The organism is Stenomitos rutilans, assembly GCF_059505485.1.
Genome location: NZ_JCACKR010000160.1, coordinates 83757 through 100759, shown reverse-complemented (window position 1 = coordinate 100759; position 17003 = coordinate 83757). Strand labels below are relative to the sequence as shown.

Sequence of the window (17003 nt, the reverse complement as noted above, 5' to 3'; positions counted from 1 at the left end):
TAATTAAACAACCGCACACTGATACGTCAGGTTTTGTATATGACGCTCGAAGAGTTTGAATCACAGACCCGTGAAGAACTAGAACAGACCCTCAACCAACTGCAATCAGCAACGCTACTTATTGCGGAACTAACTGCCCAAATCTCGCAGACTGGTAGAACGGTACAGTCTCTCAGCCAAAATATTGAAACGTTTGTCACGCAGCAACGAAGCCAGTAGCCCCTAATGGCATAGCCGCTTGTGCCCATATATTGAGTCGGATTAAAGCCCTGTCCTTAAGCCAATTGCAGCACAAGCCCAACCGCAGTGGTGATCGTTGAGTGAGGATAATGTAAGTCCTGCTAATCACCCATAGATCATGCGTTTAAGTGAATCGTCATAAAAATGTTGAGGTGCAGAGGCTTGCCTACTGTACCGTGAGTGCTTTTAGCTCATCATGAATCGCTTGTTGAATTTGGGGTAGCATTACAGGCTTGACCAAATACTGACGAGCGCCCAAGCTTAAGGCTCGCTCTCGATCCGTTTGAAAAGCAAATGCTGAAATCACAATAATGGGAGTCTCTGCCCACTCTGTGGTTTGCTGTGCTTGCTCTAATACCGCAAAGCCATCTATATCGGGTAACTTCAGGTCGAGCAACACCAAGTGGGGGCAAAACAACGCCATCTCGCGCGCAAACGTAGAACCGTTTGAAAGGGCGTTAATCGAGTAACCGCAGTGCCTCAAAAAGTCAGTCATCAATTGACGACTGATATCATTATCCTCAACCAGTAAGATGCGGATGCTGGAGTTCAAGTTGGATACAGGGGCAGCGATCGTTGTTTGCATAGCACCTTGTTGCTCTGTAGCTAACCAACCCACCGTTTCTTAGAAAACCTTGAAGCCAGACTTCTGGATCCTCAACATTAAAATACGGCTTAGGTAGAGCGATACGATTGGTTCTTGTGATCGATTTTCAGATGCGAGATCGTTTTCAGGGCTTACGCAGTTAAATCCCAACTCCTTGAGAGGGGGCTTTTGGAGTTCCTCCCTTTTAAGGGAGGAAGGAGGGATCGAAGGTTTAAGCTTCAGACGCGTAAGTCCTAATTTTGTTAAACAGATGATACAGATCGATGAAGATACATCGCGTAGATGGCAATGTCAACGATCGAGATCACTCAGTAATATTGTCAGGTCACTGTGCTAATAGTAACTTGCATTTAAATATTTTGCGTCAGTATGCCTAAACTTTCGCAGAAGCGCTTGGTGTGTGAATAGCACGGCTCCAGCTTGCTCAGCATCCCTTATTTTTCAAACGATCGCGGGTTCAGGTAATGCACCTTGCATGCGACCGAGCCAGTTCAGCAAGCTATCTAGCTGTTGTTCGGCCTTGAGTGCGCCTAAGCCTCGAACTGTAACCTTTCCTGGCGTATAGACAAAGCGCGAATGCAGATGATCCGGCAGGTTGGCTTTGAGTAAGTTCCAGGCGGGTTCTGCCATCGGTGTTTCTAGCGCAATATGCTGTGTGCCGTCAGGCTTGATGCGCGAGAAGCCCAGCTTTTTGGCAATCTGCTTCAACTCTACAATCCGTATCAGTTGGAGGGCGGCTGCGGGAATGGCACCGTAGCGATCGCTCCAGTCTGCGGCAATTTGCGTGAGTTCCTGTTTGCTGCTAGCAGAGGCTACGGTACGGTAGGCGCTCATCTTTTGATCCAGGTCAGGAATGTAATCGGCGGGAATAAATGCCGTCAAGTTGAGATCAATCTGCGTATCATCGACAGTCGGAATTTCTTGCCCACGGATTTCGCCGATCGCTTCTTCCAGCATTTCAATGTAAAGGTCAAAGCCGATCGCGTCCAGTTGTCCCGATTGCTCGGCTCCCAGTAGATTACCGACTCCCCGAATTTCCATATCGCGTACTGCTAACTGATAGCCAGAACCTAGCTGCGCAAATTCTTGAATGGCTCGTAATCGCTGGCGTGCCGTGTCGGTAAGCTGACTCTGCTTGGGGTAAAAGAGCCATGCGTGTGCCTGAATGCCTGCCCTGCCCACTCGTCCCCGCAACTGATAAAGCTGCGAGAGTCCAAAGCGCTGTGCGTCTTCAATCAAAATGGTATTGACGCGAGGAATATCCAACCCCGATTCAATAATGGTGGTGCAGAGGAGAAGATCGGCTTCGCCTTCGCTGAAGGTCAGCATGGTCGTTTCCAGTTCCGCTTCGGGCATCTGTCCGTGCGCGATCGCAATCCGAATGCTCGGTATCATTTCACGGATACGAACGGCGATTTCTTCAATACCTTCCACACGGGGCACCACGTAAAAAACTTGCCCGCCGCGATCGAGTTCCTGGCGCATGGCGGTTCGCATCACTTCGGGGTCGTAGGGCGACAGATGGGTTTTGATGGGACGACGAGACGGGGGCGGTGTGGTGATGAGGCTCATCTCGCGCACGCCAGACAACGCCATATAAAGGGTGCGTGGAATCGGGGTGGCGCTGAGCGTGAGGACATCCACCTGCGTTCTGAGGGACTTAATTTTTTCCTTCTGATTCACCCCAAACCGCTGCTCTTCATCCACCACCAGCAAGCCCAGATCCTTTGGCTGCACATCCTTGCTAAGCAACTGATGGGTGCCGACGACAATATCCAGTTCACCCGTTTTGAGGCGTTGGATGATATCCTTCCGTTCTTGGGGCGTTCGAAAACGGTTGAGTAGGCCGATTTGAATGGGGTAGGGTGCAAACCGTTCCTTCAGCGTGTGATAGTGCTGCTGGGTCAGAATAGTCGTGGGAGCTAGCATTGCCACTTGCTTACCCGCTGTGACCGCTTTGAAGATGGCGCGAATAGCAACCTCGGTTTTGCCAAAACCCACATCGCCGCAGACGAGCCGATCCATTGGGCGATCGCTCTGCATATCTTGCTTCACATCTTGCGTGGCCTTCAATTGGTCCGGCGTGGGTTGGTAGGGAAAGGACTCTTCCATTTCTTCCTGCCAGGGCATATCGGGAGGGTAGGTAAAGCCAGCCTGTTGGGCACGTTGGGCATACAGTTGAAGCAAGTCCACCGCGACTTTCTTGATGGCTTTACGAACCTTGCTCTTAGTGCGCTCCCAGGCTTTGCTAGACATTTTGTTAAGTTCGGGTACAGTATCGCCTGCCCCCCGAAAGCGTGACAGTGAACTGAGTTGATCGGCTGCCACACGCAATAAGCCATCGGCGTACTGCAACACCAGGTATTCGCGGGTTTCGTGGTTTAGCGTCAGGCTTTCGAGCTTGAGAAACCGACCCACACCATGATTTTTGTGCACCACGTAATCGCCCGGTCGCAGCTTATTTGGGTCAACCTGCTTGGATGCCGCACGACGACGTTTGCGAACATAGCTGGGCGTAGCGAGAGAATGTTGCCCGAAAAACTCTCGATCGGTCACTACCACCAACCGAAACGTCGGCAGAATGAAGCCTTCTAGTTCCGCCAACCCGGAGTACTTCACGGCAACGGGAACGTGCTGCACCTGAAGTTTGTCGATCGCCAGATAATCACGCGGATTGGGAATAAATTGTGCGGGACAATCGTGCTCTTGCAGCAACGCCACCGATCGCGAGGGTTGCGCCGATACCAGCCAGATCGAAAAACCGCGATCGCGCTCCTCCCGCAATGTCTCCGCCAGCCTGCCAAACTGATGGGGAATCGCAGGCACCGATCGACTCGCCAAATTAATCGGAGCAGGGCCTTTATCTTGAGCAGTGCGCACTTTTGGTTCTTCTGCCAACTCCGATAAGTAAAGCCGATCGAACAACTCCACCTCCGCCAACGATTCTGCAAACGATCGATGAATACGTGGTAAGGGCTGACCGCTGACCGCTGACTGCTGACCGCTGTTTTCCCCATACTGCTCTTCGGCGTGCTCGAACCAGCGATCGCCATGCGCTTCCGATTGATCGGGTTCGTCGATCGCGATTAGCGTATTTTCCGGCAAATAATCCAGCAGGGACGCAGGTCTGTCAAACGCAATCCCCAGAAAACGACGAGACCCTTCCGGCATTTGCCCCTGGTCAAATTTTTCCTGATCTTCTTCAGATAGAAATGCTTTCAACGCTTCAGCTTTCTCAACAATGAGCGCGGTTTGAATGATGGGTGCGAAGTTTGTGGGTGTGAGTACAAGCTGTTCGATGCGATCGAGCGATCGTTGCGTAGCGGGGTCAAACTCCCGAATCTGATCCAACTCATCGCCAAACAGCTCCAACCGCATTGGTAACTCCGATGCAACCGGAAACACATCAATAATGTCGCCGCGCCGACTCCATTGCCCTTCAGTTTCAACCAGCGGGACACGATCGTAGCCCAATCGCGCTAATTCCTGCCCCAGCGTTTCCAGGTCTAATTCCGCGCCTCGCTTCAGTGTCAGACAGTATGGCTTAAAGGTCGCAACAGGCGGTAAATGAGGTTGAAGGGCACGTTCGGTCGTAACGATCGCAAAGGATGAAGAATGAAGGCTAAAGGATGAATTGGCTTCACTTTTATCCTTTATACTTTCGCCTTTATCCTTTACCAAGTCCGCCAACACCTGCAACTGCCCCCACACCATCTCCGACTCTGGATCAAATGGTTCGTAAGGTGATGACTCGGACGTGGGATAAAAGTGAACCGTTTGCCAGCCCATTGCTTCCAGTTGGGCAGTCCAGCGTCCGGCTTCTTCAAGCGTAGCGGTGACAACCAGCAGGTTGCGAGACTGGGCTTGTGCCAAGGCAGAACTGACCAATCCTTTTGGCAACCGTGCTAAGCCGTTTAGCTTCAGGTATTGATGCTGCTGAAGCTTGGTTAGAAGTTCGGTTGTGAGGGGCAATCGCCCCAGCGCACGAGTGATAGAAGAAAACGCCATGTTGAAACCGCGAAGCCTGTCGAGGAGAGTTACCTATCTTCATAGTAGAGAACTTATTGCGCGCTTCAGTTTTGAGTGGCGCGATCGACCCTGCATCGACTTGCGGCCATTCTCAATGATTCATCTTTCCACTTATGACCGAACGCCGCTCTCTACACTGTGCGGACAGCATAACCAGACGGATTTTATCCATCATGTCCTGTGCTAGATCGTCTTGAGTAACTACTTTAGTGATCGCCACCAAATCAACTCACCGCTTAGATTCTTTACCGACAGTTCAACTGATGTCGAAGGGCGATCGCCCCAGCACACGAGTGATGTCAGAAACCGCCATGTTGAAGCCGTACAGCCTGTTGAGGAGAGTTACCTATCGTCATAATAAAGAGCTTGTTGGGTGACTTTAGCCGTAATGAAGTCGAACGTGGTGACGATCGACTAGTTAGTTCTCGCGCCATCGTACAAAAATTAGCATTAGAAAGCAGATTATATTGTAATTCCTCCTCGACACATGTACTCCTTAATCGTAATCTTTTCCACTTTAAAACGGAAATCTTCTAAAAGCAGAGGATAGCCGTTCTCATCATATTTTGTAACTGTAATTATTTCATCAGGATTAAAGCGATGCATTACATATTTACTTAACAAGTAACTACCATAAGCATCAACCGTAATAATAGCTTTCCTTACCCAATCAACCACTTCAGTGACAAGGTATTGAGTTTGTTCAAGAATTTCAGATTTATCAGAAGGTCGCCTGTATGACCTTACGGAAATCATTGGCTCTCCATTCTGATCCTCGCAAATAAAGATGGTCGAGTAATGAACCCATTCGGTGCGTAATTTCCTTACTTTTCGATACCATTGAAGGTCACCAAGAGCAGCAATTAGTGCTTCATCTACTTGTTCTATCTCAACTTTCTTTTTCAGTGAATTGAAACTTGAGGGTAGCCTACCAGTACTTACTCGATTTGCAAAGTGCGAAGCCACTTCTGCTAACGAATAAAGTGCATTAACTGTTGACTCGCAAGCATTAGCTAAATGTAAACGAGGAAATGGATCAGACAGTTTAATCCTAGAATCTTTTTCATAAGGAGTTCCCTCAGTAAATTTGTAGGCTTCAATTAAGAAAGGAAAAGCTTCTAACTGGACAGCTAATTGCTGACGTTTTAAGTGCCACTCTCCAACAATTTCATGATAACGAGTACTTCCACTAACTAATCTTGTGGCATAGTGTAGCTTTTCAAAACTCACAACAGTCTTCCAATTCAGTAACTAGAATCATTTTAACTATGTTCAATCTAGCAAGATCGCCCCTCACCGTAGATTGGGTTGAACTTGTCAAGCCTTTGCCCACTAGCCATTCACTGAAGTGAAATCTAAGCATCCTGATCGGACGATCGCCTCATCGGTTGGGCGCGATCGCTACACTGGAGTTATCGTCTATCAAACCAAGCGCATGACTGAATCACAGACGATCGAGGCAGTGTATGAAAATGGCATTCTTCGCCCGGTACATCCTGTTACTGGCTTAGTTGAGCATAGCAAGGTCAGGCTGGCGATCGAGTACGAGGCTCAAGCCGTACATCCCCTGGCAAAATTTGCAGGCATTCTCAGCAACGAAGAAGCCGAGGAAGTCCAAACGATTCTTGCTGAAGAATTTGGCAAGGTTGACGTAAGTGGCTGGTAAAGTCGCCCTCGACACCTCCGTTGCTATCCGTTACCTCAACGGTGATGAAGCAGTTGTTCAGCGGGTGCTTGCCTTGTCGAACGTGATTTTACCACTCACTGTCGTCGGTGAATTGCTCTTTGGTGCTGCGAACTCTGCCCTTGCCACAAAAAAAACTGGCCCGTTACTTAGCCTTCATTGATGCCTGCTTGGTTGTACCGATGAGACAGGAAACCGCGATCGCGTGTTACCAAGTGCGCCTCAACTTAAAGCAAAAAGGCAAACCAACAAATCGAGGTGGACAAGGAGTTAGAAGCCCGTTAGAGCATTAGACTCGTTGTATGTTTGACGTATGTATTGCAAACTTGGGCTAATAAACCCTACAGAGAGGCAAATGCTTGCTCGATCGCGCCTAACGCCTGGTCGATCTCATCTTCCGTCACAATGAGCGGTGGTACAAAGCGGACGACTTTGGGTCCCGCAGGCACCAGTAACAGGCCGTTTGCCATTGTCACTTTGACAATTTCGGATGAGGTCAGTGGTGAGTCGGCTTCGATTTCTAGACCGTTAATGAGTCCCCAGCCGCGTACTTCGGCGATGTGATTGGGGTGTTTTTGGGCGATCGCTCGCAGTCCCTCTCTCAACTGCTCACCCCGATCGCGCACATTTGACAGCAGGTTTTCGCGCTCGATCGTTTCGCAGACTGAAAGCGCCACACCACAGGCAAAGGGATTGCCGCCAAAGGTGCTGGCGTGGTCGCCCGGTTGAAAGACGTTGCAAAAGGACTTGCAGAGCATGGCACCAATGGGGATACCGCCGCCCAGACCTTTTGCAGAGGTAAAGATATCCGGTTCAATGCCCAGATTTTCGTAGCCCCACAGATGCCCAGAGCGACCCATCCCGACCTGCACTTCATCCAGAATTAGCAGAATGCCACGCTCATCACAAAGCTGGCGCACTCGTTGGAAGTAAGCGCGATCGCCCGGACGCACTCCACCTTCCCCTTGTAGTGCTTCGAGCATGATGGCAGCGACTCGTGGTTCATTGCGATCTAGGTCATCCAGTGCAGCTTCCAGCGCAGCAGTGTCGTTATAGGTGACGTAGTAGAAACCGGGCACCAGCGGGCTGAATCCTTTTTGATACTTGGGCTGTCCAGTGGCAGTAACCGTCGCTAGCGTGCGTCCGTGAAAGCTAGCGTGGGCCGTAATCACGATCGGATCAGCAATGTTTTGTACTTCGTGGGCGTACTTCCGGGCGAGTTTGATCGCTCCTTCGTTGGCTTCGGCTCCAGAATTGCAGAAGAAGGCACGATCAGCGCAAGAATGCTCGACCAGCCACTTTGCCAATGCGCCCTGCTGTGGCACGTAGTACAGGTTAGAGACATGGTGCAGCGTTTGAATCTGCTCCGTTACAGCTTGCACCATGACGGGATGAGCATGTCCCAGTGTGCAGGTGGCGATACCCGCAACAAAATCCAGATATTCGCGCCCGTTTGTATCCCATACGCGGCAACCGGCTCCTCGCTCCAGGGCGATCGGGTAGCGGGCGTAGGTTGTCATCACATGCTCGTTAAAGTCCTCTGGGCTAAAGGGACTGGTGGTAGCGAGCGGTGTGGCGATCGTGGGTAGAGGTTGGACTAGTGCTTCTGGACTCACTGAAATAGCTCCTCAAATCGGTAGAACAAATGGGAAGGAGTGCCCTTTAAACATTGGCTCTTTAGACATTGGCCCTTTAGACATTGGACTGTAAGCCTTACACTCTAAACTGGCTTGCAAGCACTGGTAGGATGCCAGCAGCACGATCGGTCTAGTGTAAGAACACTGAGACTCATGTCCAATTCACTGAACCTGACTATAGCTTATCCATTTGCAGCCGTCTTCGTTGGCTTACAGGTTACGTTCCTATGACATTTTTTGCGATCGTCAACAGCGAACAGTCGAACGCCACTCAATTAGTCACGGTGCTGATCATCCTGCTGTTGGTCGCAACTGGAGTGGCGCTCGTGTCACGGCGCTTGCGGATTCCTTACGTGACCGGGCTAGTGGTGGCTGGGCTAGCCATTACAGAGCTTCTACCGCGCAAAATTGGACTTGATTCAGCGTTGATTCTGAATCTTTTCTTGCCCATTCTGCTGTTTGAAGCGGCGATCAACACCGATATTAGTCGGCTTCGCAGCACGATCAAACCCGTCACTCTACTGGCAGGGCCAGGTGTGGTCATTGCCTCTGGTGTCACGGCTGCTATTTTAAAGTTTGGCTTGGGCTTGCCTTGGATTTCTGCCTTATTAATCGGCGTAATCCTGGCAATTACGGACACCGTTTCAGTGATTGCGGTCTTTAAGGAAGTGACGGTGCCGCCTCGATTGACCACGATCGTCGAAGGCGAAAGTCTCTTTAACGATGGCATCGCGCTGGTGCTGTTCAGCTTGATTTTGAAAGTGAACGCAACAGGTTCCCTGACGTTTGCTGACGGCATTAAAGAACTGTTGGTGGTCATTCTGGGGGGCGGCCTGGTAGGTTTGGCTCTTGGGTACTTGGGTGTAGGACTTTATGCTCGATCGAACGACTCCCTGAGCAATATTCTATTGACAGTGGCGATCGCGCTCGGTACCTTCCAACTCAGCCAGTTTTTTGGCATGTCTGGCGTTGTTGCTGTTGTGGTCGCAGGTCTAGTAGTCGGCAATTTAGAGCGCTCCCAAACGGTTTCTGCTTCCAGCCGTATTACGGTGCTGAGCTTTTGGGAATACGCGGGGTTTGGGGTCAACACCTTCATCTTTCTGCTGATTGGCATTGAAATCAACCTGGAAACGTTGCTTAAAACCCTTCCCGCTGTACTTCTAGCGGTACTAGCTTATCAGGTGGGGCGCTTTCTGTCGGTGTACCCATTGCTGGCGATCGTCAAACGAGTCGATCGCCACTTGCCGCTCCGCTGGCAGCACGTCCTGTTTTTCGGCAATATCAAAGGCTCGCTATCAATGGCCTTGGCACTCAGCCTGCCCAGCACATTGCCCGATCGTGAAGCGCTCATTGCTCTGATTTTTGGCTCTGTCTTAGTCTCTCTTGTTGGGCAGGGGCTGAGCCTACCGTGGTTGATCAATCGTCTGGAACTGGTGCATACCTCTGAATCACAGCAATGGATCGAATCGCTCCAATCCCAACTCATTACTGCTAAAGCCGCGCAGGACGAACTGGATACCTTGCTTAAAACAGGCGTACTGCCCAAAGCCGTCTATGAAGAAATGCGCGCCAGTTATCAAGTTCGCATTGCTGCCGCCGAACGCTCCTTGCGTGATTTTTACAACCGCCGCCCCGACCAACTAACCGCTGCCAGCGGCAGGGTTGCACGTCTGGATGCCATTCGTCGTCGCCTGCTGCTGGCAGAGAAAGATGCTTTGAATGAGGCATTACGCAAGCGTGTGCTATCAGAAGAGGTTGTTAAATCGCGCGTGCAGACGATCGACCAGCAGTTATTGAATCTGGAAGATGACTAGGTAGAGGGCAGAGGGCAGAGGGCACGGGGAGCGGGGGGCAGGGGAAGCAGGGCAGGTGATACCAATTTGAATTGAAAATGCGACACATTCTGTAGGGGCAAGGCATTGCCTTGCCCCCACCCACCAATTGATCTGTAGCCATCATTCTTTAAATCGGTATGAGGCAAGGGAAGCGGAAAAAGCAGGGGAAGCGGAGAAGTTTTTGGTTATATAGCCCGTTGGGCATTAAGAAAAGTTTTTGGTTTTTAGAAGCACGCTGACCGCTGATCGCTCTTTAACTTAAAACTCAAAACTCTTTATCACTCCTCACTCCTCACTCAATTACTGCCGATAAACGAGACTGGGAATACAATTGAGTGAGTGCACTCATTCATACTGCACATCCGCAGGAGCCTTACCTATGGAATCGTTGATTGCCGCCCTTACGCTAGTAGTGGTTGGCTACATCGCTGGTTCGGTCAAAATCATTAATGAGGGTAATGAGGGCATTGTGGAGCGTTTGGGGAAGCATCGGCGCAACCTGAAGCCAGGACTCAACTTTGTCATCCCAGTGTTTGATACGGTTCTGGTCGAATCTACACGCGAACAGGTGCTGGACATCGATCCGCAGCAAACCATTACTCGTGACAATGTACCGCTCACGGTGGATGCCGTCATGTTTTGGAAGATTCTGGATGTCCAAAAAGCTTATTACGGTGTTGAAGACTTAGAATCCGCTCTGACCAATTTAGTGGTGACGGCTCTGCGAGGCGAAATTGGTCAAATGGATTTGCGAGAAGCCGTTTCGGGGCGCAATAAGATCAACCAAGCGCTGCTCCATCAGCTTGATGAGGCGACCGAAAGCTGGGGCGTGAAGATTATGCGGGTAGAAGTGCAAGAACTCGCGCCCTCAAAAACAATTTTGGAGTCTTTAGAGCTGGAGCGATCGGCTGAAAGTCGGCGTAAGGCAACGATGTCGGAAACTGAGGGAATGGTAGAATCAATTCGACGTATTTCCTTAGCGTTACAGGGGCAGCCCAATTCTCAAGCGGTGTTGCAGTACCTCATCGCCCAAAAATATGTTGATGCCAATTTGAAGCTCAGCGAAAGTGATAACTCCAAGATTATCTTCATGGATCCAAAAGCGCTGAATGAAACCCTTGGTGAGTTGATCTCAACCGATCAGACCGAAACTGGTCTGAATGGCAATGGTAATAATCTTTGATTGCTCTAAGTAGCCAGTCATACGTCGATCGCAGGCTCAAAGAGGAGGTAACGTTGTGGCCGACGAATCGCATCTTAACCTACTTAGACAGGGTGTTAGCGTTTGGAATCAATGGCGGCAAGCTCATGGTCACGTCACTCCAAATTTTGTTGGCGTCAATTTGAGCCATATTGATCTCAGCCATGCCGATTTGGAAGCCGCCGATCTCAGCGGTTCTAATTGGAGCGGTGACGACTTTAGTGGTGCCAATCTGCGTAGCGCGAACCTCAGCGGTAGCAATCTTACCGGAGCGCAAATGGCGGGCGATGACCTTACCGAAGCTGAACTGCGTGGAGCAAACCTCATCGGCGCGAACCTCAGCGGTGCCGACCTCACCGATGCTAACTTAATCGGCGCGAATCTCATCGGCATTGATCTGCGCGATGCAAACCTGACAAACGCCGTTCTACGTAGCGCGAATCTACGTTACGCGAAGTTGCAGCGCGCCAATTTGACCAATACTGACTTCACCGACGCTATTCTCAGCGGTGCCACCCTCACAGATGCAATACTGGCTGGAGTTGAGCTGGCTGGCGCAGAGACGAGTCACACTAAGTTTCCACAGGCAAACACGGTCAGCTACAGCGGCGCTCAAGTCGATCGGCCATCTTATTAAACCGGGTATTGGGTTTGGGGTGGGGTGAATGCAACTGGCTGTAAGGTGCAGAAATGATGCCAGCGCTCCCAACTGGGAGGCTCGATCGACGATCGCTGACACGTGCCAGCTTTAGTTTGGCGATCGTGGCCTAACGAATGCCAAGATAGGTTTCACCTAGGTAGCGTGATAAGCGCTTGAGCGGACTCGCTGTTGCCTTGAGAGCTGCCGCTTCCCCAGCCGTTGGAACACCCACTAAGGCCGCAAACTCAGCATCCGATAATTCGCCAAACTGGTGCTTCTGGAAGGCTTCCACAACCGTGACGAGATCAGCCGCAGAAAAGGCAAACCCATTTTGGGTGGCAAAGGCCGCCACTACGGGAGCGCGTTCTCCCTTCAGCGCTTCGGTTTCATCAGCATCTAGCTCGGCTTCGCTGCTAATGTTGCCATCACCAACACCCAGCAAGGTTTCAAGTTGTTGCCGTAATGCTTCGTCTTCGGCAGTCTTTTGCATGAATCGCAATACAGTTGCAGGTGCCATATCAAACGTGCCTTAGGTTGCTGTTCGTCAAGATGCTAGCAAATGTTGATCAAGATGCTGATTAATAAAAGCTGAAGTTTCTGGCTTCCGGTTCGCAGTACGATAGTTAAACGAGTTATCTAGTCTCAAAAGGTCAAGTGGCAACCTATAAAACTGTGGATTACAGCCGTTTTTACATCGATAAGCCACAATTGTAGAGTGGATATAAACCTACAGCCCTTGCAACAAGGCTTTTAAGCCATTGTGGGCACTGCCCACTTTACTAAACGCTGTAAGACTGGGAAAACTGAGCCAAACCTGTTTAGCTGAAGTTGATAGATGCGCTTAGACCGTTACCTGACAAGCTAAGGTCTTGATTTGTGCCAATGACTAATGCAATGCCCAAGGTGGCTGTACTGGACGACGACGAACGTTGGTGTATTGCCATTCAACGCTTCTTTAGGGCGAGTTTTGAGGTTACAACCTTTACAGATGCCCAGAGTTTTTTGAATTCTGCCCTTGAATCTTACGATCTGGTGATCATCGACTTCACGATCGCGCCTCATCATCGTCATGAAACGCCTATAACCGGTATCGAAATCATTCATCAGCTAAAAACGCAACTGAAACGCCCACCCCTCACCATTCTCACGTCAGCGTTTATCAGTCGTGGCGATCTCACCCTGGACAATGCCTTTGGCTTGCAGGTAGACGTTGTCATGCCCAAGGATTGTGGATTAGATGAGATTTTACAAACTGTTCAGAACCTATTGAGTTCTAAAACTCGCTAACAGGTTAGAGCGTGCTTTAAAGCCCTTCAGTACGCTGCTCACCTGCCCGTGATGAAAATCCGGACTTCCTTCTGTAAGCCAGCACTTGCAGTGCAGGACGGGCCCAGCGATCGCAGAAAGATTTGTCAGTCAACCAGGGTTAGAACTCTCTGGAAAATAACATCTCACTACTTATTCGCCCATCCACTTATCCCAGCCATCATTGTTCACGGTGGAGCCAAAACCGTGACAGAAGATAAAGTCGCAGCCAAAGACGGTGATCGATGACTTCGCAGGAGACAAACACCCAGAAGCAGCGTCTCGACATACGATCGATACTTTAAAGGAACAGGTTGAGGGTGAAGCAGGTTGCATTGTAATCGATCGTCAGGGACGCATCGGTTGGGCCTATAATTCGCAAGATACGGCGGTTGCCTATATGACCGAAGCGTTGCAGCAACCGACTGTTTTTACCCGTAAGGATCAACCGTTGGCGATCGCCTAAAGACCCTGATATGGTTTCTCAGAACACCTTTCCGTTTTTTCAGGGAAATTCTCTTTCCGATGTTTTTGCACAAGACATTGACGTTGAGAACTATGCGCTGCTCCTGAACTATCCAGCAACCGCCCGTTGGGCAGCCTACCCCAACGTTCAGAAATATTTTCTCCAGGATGGTAACAGTGAAGCCACCAAAACATCGTTCGATAAGATTTGCCAGAAAGAACCCTGGAAAAATCTGGCCGTGTTAGGAGACACGTTGCCCGGTGTGGTGATTAGTCCACCTCAAGACTTGCTGATGCACTATTGGCGAGACCATTTTGGCTTTCAATACCAGCAGTTAGAATTTCTAGACTGTTCAACCTACTTGGATGATCTGAGCCAGAGCGATCGCATCGATCGAGTGCTGACACTCTTTCCCTTCGACCACCTGAGACGTGAAAAACATGCCGTTAATCCAGAGGTGCATTATCGACTGCTGAGTAAAGCAACCTTGGCTGAGTTGGGGGTACTCTGTCCCACCTATCAAACTTATCAGGTGGATCACAGTAACCTCGACCAGATGCAGCTTTCCCGGCCATTCCCTTACTTGATCAAAACATCTCACGGTCTTTCTGGAGAGGGCACTTACATCATCCACAATCAAAGTGACCTGAACTATTGCCTTGAAGAACTGAAGCAATACCTCAAGATTAATCTGTTAAGGACAATCATTGTTTCAGAATTTGTTAAAAACGAAACTCACAATTATTGCGTACAGTTTTATGTCAACAAACAGAGAGAAATTACTCTCATTGGCGTTACTCAGCAACTTGTTAGTGCTACTGGCACGTATTTAGGAGGTGTAATTGATTACACGCATGATTTGAGCCAATTCTCTGACATGATCGCCGCGATCGGTCAATATGCTCATCAACAGGGGTACTTTGGTGTCATTGGCTTTGATGTTTTGGAAGACCGAGATGGCTCTCTTTACGCGATCGATGCCAATTTTCGCATTAACGGTTCCACACCGCTCTGTCTCCAACGCCATCAATCGCTGAAGTTGAACAAGACGATCGCCAAATACTCCACCGACTACCGCATGGATGGCACGCTGGATGCCATTCTAGTCACACTTAAATCGCATTTAGAACGACAGGACTTGATCATTCTTTCTGCTCTGGAGAAAGTGAAATACGGCAAAATCTATACCGAAATTTACGGCATTGTCGCGGGGGAAACTCTGCAAGAAATGGAGCAACTTGAGCAAACCCTGCATACCAAAGGATTGCGGTTGGTAGGCTGAGTGAAGAGAATACCTGAAACGTTGTAAGGGCTAAGCAGTCAATTAGTCATCTCTTAAAGACGGGAAGCATCGTTGCCCGTGGCTTGATTGCTTCCCGTAGGGGGTTAACATCAGCTATGGCATCACCCCTTGATGGACAGTCTGATGAAGCTACGAAAGAATTTGAGGGCGTGCGGTAAGTCAGTTCTCACCGAAATAAGACTGATGCATCAGTGATCCTCAAAAAACTGAGATGATGGCTTTTCCAAAATGCCAGCCTTTGCACTTACTTCATCTGGATCTAACGCAATTAATCACCTAAGATAAGATTGCCGGGTTATCGTCGAGCGAGAGTAGAAATTGAATTAAGTCAGTTTGTTCTTGGGTTGTAAAACCAGCTTTTTGATCAACCCAGTAAGCGTGTCCGCTCCCATCAATACCTCGACTAGCATTGATGACTTTTAGGGTTCTGATACCAAATCTTTTTGTTCTTGCACTAAATTCGAGGCTGTACGGGCATGGCAGTGCCATGCCCCTCCCTCAAGATTGAATGCAGCTCCATAGAGAATTGGTGTGAGTAGAGCAAAAAACGAAAAACCTGGAAAGCTTTGATGATGAAGGGTTTAAAGCTTTCAACCACCATCAGAGCCATCTTCGTTGCGGCTTTCGCGTTTTCTTACTCACGCTTTCAGAACCCTATAGCGCTACGCTAAACACATTGAACGTGCATGGCTATTTGCGGTGCCCAAGCCACTTTGCTGCGACTGCGCCAAAAGCGGCACCCACAAGCGGATTGCTGAGAAAACGAATCAAGATCGGTTGATCCGCGAGAACCTCGTGGAAAACGTCAGGATGGTTGTGATAAGCATATCCAGCTAGCTTAGTGACATCGTCAGCCGTCATATGGCTGGGATGGTGAGACGATAACCCTAACTGGCTCTCCAAATCACGATCGCTTAAGTGATGTTGCTTAAGATGCTTAAAGAAATCTTTTGCTACATCCGCTCGCTCATTGGGTTTGATTTGGGCGATCGCTTTTTGCAGTTCAGGCTCCATCTGTGTCGAAGGAATGCGATCGGGATTCAGTGCTTTGCCGAACAACTGACGGCGTTCTTCACGGCTAGAGCGTTGGGCAAAATCGTCAAAGTTGTCATAATTGCTTGCCTCTGGCATCTTATCGAGAGAGTCAGTATTGCCTCGTGCCAAATCATTCATGATTTCGCGTTTGTACTGGTCACTGCTACTCATGGTGGTAAACTCCGTTTACAAACTTATAGGCTTGAAATGAAATAAGCTGAAGCGATTTGCATTGAAATAGTTGAGCAAATGGTGGTTGCAGCTAACTATGCCTGGTAATCAATCTGCTTCGTAGCGTTGTTGTACTTGGCAGTTAGAATCAGCTTTTTATCAGGGGCATAGATCAAAACAGTTAAATCCCGATTGGGTGCATTCTGATGAAAGCCCTGAACCAAAGATTTCGCTAGCGATCGCACCTCTGTAGGCTGCACCTTGGACGAAATCACAGCCCCCAACTTATCGTTATCTCGTACATAAGCGTCTTGAACTAACCCTCGGCTTGCTTGAACCACCCAGTCACCAAATCCTTGTCCTGCGGCTGTGTTGCCGCGTTCAAGTTGTCTGTAGCCGATCGTGGGTTTTGCTGAAGAATAAGGGGTCTCTTTTGCCTGAGTGGCTGTAGCGCACGCAGAAGTTGTCAGAAGAACGAACACAAGAAACAAGGCAACGAAAAATTTTCGTAAATGCTGATGCAGCATCGTATTAACCTCCTAAAACACTAGAAAAGTGAAATGGCTGAAAATTAGTATTCAAATGGCTGAAAATTGGTATTCAAAGGTAAGCCTTTAACAAGAGAGCATGAGAATCCGCTTTGCAGGCAGTTTGCAGACTCAATACCTATCAGATCTAATTCAGATTAGAAAAAGCGAGTAACCCTAACGTCTGGCTTTGGGGATATTGAAAGCTGCCACTACTCTCTATTTAGATGGAGCAGTCCTAAATCATGCGTGAAAAGCATGCTGTGTTAGACCTAACTAGCGTTTAGCAGTTAGCGGTCAGCAGTCAGCCTGACATTTAACGC

The 17003-nt window shown here is 49.3% G+C and carries 17 protein-coding genes; 10 read left to right on the top strand and 7 right to left on the bottom strand.

Going from position 1 to position 17003, the window contains the following annotated elements:
• Nucleotides 1–39 precede the first annotated feature (39 nt).
• Nucleotides 40–219 carry a hypothetical protein gene (locus AC5JLP_RS32745; protein WP_496072060.1) on the top strand — a complete coding sequence of 60 codons (180 nt, stop codon included), beginning with the start codon at nucleotides 40–42 and terminating at the stop codon, nucleotides 217–219.
• Nucleotides 220–406: 187 nt separating this feature from the next.
• Here AC5JLP_RS32745 and AC5JLP_RS32740 read toward each other — a convergent pair whose 3' ends face one another.
• Nucleotides 407–826 (bottom strand): response regulator, encoded by a 420-nt coding sequence (locus tag AC5JLP_RS32740; RefSeq protein ID WP_496072059.1) that lies wholly within the window; start codon nucleotides 824–826, stop codon nucleotides 407–409.
• Nucleotides 827–1288: 462 nt separating this feature from the next.
• Nucleotides 1289–4855, bottom strand: coding sequence for a transcription-repair coupling factor (gene mfd, locus AC5JLP_RS32735; RefSeq protein WP_496072058.1), 3567 nt, complete (start codon nucleotides 4853–4855; stop codon nucleotides 1289–1291).
• A 214-nt stretch (nucleotides 4856–5069) separates the two neighbouring features.
• Between mfd and AC5JLP_RS32730 the strand changes: the two genes are divergently transcribed.
• A complete protein-coding gene (locus AC5JLP_RS32730; RefSeq protein ID WP_496072057.1) occupies nucleotides 5070–5234 on the top strand; it encodes a hypothetical protein in 165 nt (54 codons plus the stop codon).
• 104 nt (nucleotides 5235–5338) lie between these two features.
• Here the strand turns inward: AC5JLP_RS32730 and AC5JLP_RS32725 are convergent, their stop codons facing one another.
• A complete protein-coding gene (locus AC5JLP_RS32725) occupies nucleotides 5339–6106 on the bottom strand; it encodes a hypothetical protein (protein WP_496072056.1) in 768 nt (255 codons plus the stop codon).
• Nucleotides 6107–6224: 118 nt separating this feature from the next.
• Between AC5JLP_RS32725 and AC5JLP_RS32720 the strand changes: the two genes are divergently transcribed.
• Complete coding sequence (locus AC5JLP_RS32720) at nucleotides 6225–6542, top strand: antitoxin family protein (RefSeq protein WP_496072055.1); 318 nt, start codon at nucleotides 6225–6227, stop codon at nucleotides 6540–6542.
• On the top strand, nucleotides 6532–6723 hold the full coding sequence (locus tag AC5JLP_RS32715) for a PIN domain-containing protein (protein WP_496072054.1): 192 nt from the start codon (nucleotides 6532–6534) through the stop codon (nucleotides 6721–6723). The genes AC5JLP_RS32720 and AC5JLP_RS32715 overlap by 11 nt, the downstream gene beginning before the upstream one ends.
• A gap of 178 nt (nucleotides 6724–6901) precedes the next feature.
• Here the strand turns inward: AC5JLP_RS32715 and AC5JLP_RS32710 are convergent, their stop codons facing one another.
• Nucleotides 6902–8176, bottom strand: coding sequence for an aspartate aminotransferase family protein (locus AC5JLP_RS32710; RefSeq protein WP_496072053.1), 1275 nt, complete (start codon nucleotides 8174–8176; stop codon nucleotides 6902–6904).
• Between the two features lie 248 nt (nucleotides 8177–8424).
• Here AC5JLP_RS32710 and AC5JLP_RS32705 point away from each other — a divergent pair, with 248 nt between their 5' ends.
• From AC5JLP_RS32705 to AC5JLP_RS32695, 3 genes are all read left to right on the top strand, one after another.
• Nucleotides 8425–10011 (top strand): cation:proton antiporter, encoded by a 1587-nt coding sequence (locus AC5JLP_RS32705; protein WP_496072052.1) that lies wholly within the window; start codon nucleotides 8425–8427, stop codon nucleotides 10009–10011.
• 400 nt (nucleotides 10012–10411) lie between these two features.
• Nucleotides 10412–11215: an SPFH domain-containing protein gene (locus AC5JLP_RS32700; RefSeq protein WP_496072051.1), complete on the top strand. Its 804-nt coding sequence runs from the start codon at nucleotides 10412–10414 to the stop codon at nucleotides 11213–11215.
• A gap of 55 nt (nucleotides 11216–11270) precedes the next feature.
• On the top strand, nucleotides 11271–11870 hold the full coding sequence (locus tag AC5JLP_RS32695; RefSeq protein WP_496072050.1) for a pentapeptide repeat-containing protein: 600 nt from the start codon (nucleotides 11271–11273) through the stop codon (nucleotides 11868–11870).
• Nucleotides 11871–12000: 130 nt separating this feature from the next.
• Here AC5JLP_RS32695 and AC5JLP_RS32690 read toward each other — a convergent pair whose 3' ends face one another.
• Nucleotides 12001–12390 (bottom strand): hypothetical protein, encoded by a 390-nt coding sequence (locus AC5JLP_RS32690; protein ID WP_496072049.1) that lies wholly within the window; start codon nucleotides 12388–12390, stop codon nucleotides 12001–12003.
• A 365-nt stretch (nucleotides 12391–12755) separates the two neighbouring features.
• Between AC5JLP_RS32690 and AC5JLP_RS32685 the strand changes: the two genes are divergently transcribed.
• From AC5JLP_RS32685 to AC5JLP_RS32675, 3 genes are all read left to right on the top strand, one after another.
• Entirely contained in the window at nucleotides 12756–13160 is a 405-nt protein-coding gene (locus AC5JLP_RS32685) for a response regulator transcription factor (protein ID WP_496072048.1), read from the top strand.
• A gap of 256 nt (nucleotides 13161–13416) precedes the next feature.
• Entirely contained in the window at nucleotides 13417–13644 is a 228-nt protein-coding gene (locus tag AC5JLP_RS32680; RefSeq protein WP_496072047.1) for an isoaspartyl peptidase/L-asparaginase, read from the top strand.
• Between the two features lie 10 nt (nucleotides 13645–13654).
• Nucleotides 13655–14926 (top strand): ATP-grasp domain-containing protein, encoded by a 1272-nt coding sequence (locus tag AC5JLP_RS32675; RefSeq protein WP_496072046.1) that lies wholly within the window; start codon nucleotides 13655–13657, stop codon nucleotides 14924–14926.
• A 711-nt stretch (nucleotides 14927–15637) separates the two neighbouring features.
• Here AC5JLP_RS32675 and AC5JLP_RS32670 read toward each other — a convergent pair.
• Entirely contained in the window at nucleotides 15638–16153 is a 516-nt protein-coding gene (locus AC5JLP_RS32670; RefSeq protein ID WP_496072045.1) for a hypothetical protein, read from the bottom strand.
• 95 nt (nucleotides 16154–16248) lie between these two features.
• The gene (locus AC5JLP_RS32665; protein ID WP_496072044.1) at nucleotides 16249–16680 is read right to left on the bottom strand and encodes a hypothetical protein; all 432 of its coding nucleotides are present in this window, start codon (nucleotides 16678–16680) and stop codon (nucleotides 16249–16251) included.
• Between the last annotated feature and the right edge of the window lie 323 nt (nucleotides 16681–17003).

Excerpts from the sequence above, each read along its gene's own strand:
- AC5JLP_RS32745 (WP_496072060.1), top strand. The coding sequence starts at position 40 with ATGACGCTCGAAGAGTTTGAATCACAGACCCGTGAAGAACTAGAACAG.
- AC5JLP_RS32740 (WP_496072059.1), bottom strand. The coding sequence starts at position 826 with ATGCAAACAACGATCGCTGCCCCTGTATCCAACTTGAACTCCAGCATC.
- mfd (WP_496072058.1), bottom strand. The coding sequence starts at position 4,855 with ATGGCGTTTTCTTCTATCACTCGTGCGCTGGGGCGATTGCCCCTCACA.
- AC5JLP_RS32705 (WP_496072052.1), top strand. The coding sequence starts at position 8,425 with ATGACATTTTTTGCGATCGTCAACAGCGAACAGTCGAACGCCACTCAA.
- AC5JLP_RS32700 (WP_496072051.1), top strand. The coding sequence starts at position 10,412 with ATGGAATCGTTGATTGCCGCCCTTACGCTAGTAGTGGTTGGCTACATC.
- AC5JLP_RS32690 (WP_496072049.1), bottom strand. The coding sequence starts at position 12,390 with ATGGCACCTGCAACTGTATTGCGATTCATGCAAAAGACTGCCGAAGAC.
- AC5JLP_RS32685 (WP_496072048.1), top strand. The coding sequence starts at position 12,756 with ATGACTAATGCAATGCCCAAGGTGGCTGTACTGGACGACGACGAACGT.
- AC5JLP_RS32675 (WP_496072046.1), top strand. The coding sequence starts at position 13,655 with ATGGTTTCTCAGAACACCTTTCCGTTTTTTCAGGGAAATTCTCTTTCC.
- AC5JLP_RS32670 (WP_496072045.1), bottom strand. The coding sequence starts at position 16,153 with ATGAGTAGCAGTGACCAGTACAAACGCGAAATCATGAATGATTTGGCA.
- AC5JLP_RS32665 (WP_496072044.1), bottom strand. The coding sequence starts at position 16,680 with ATGCTGCATCAGCATTTACGAAAATTTTTCGTTGCCTTGTTTCTTGTG.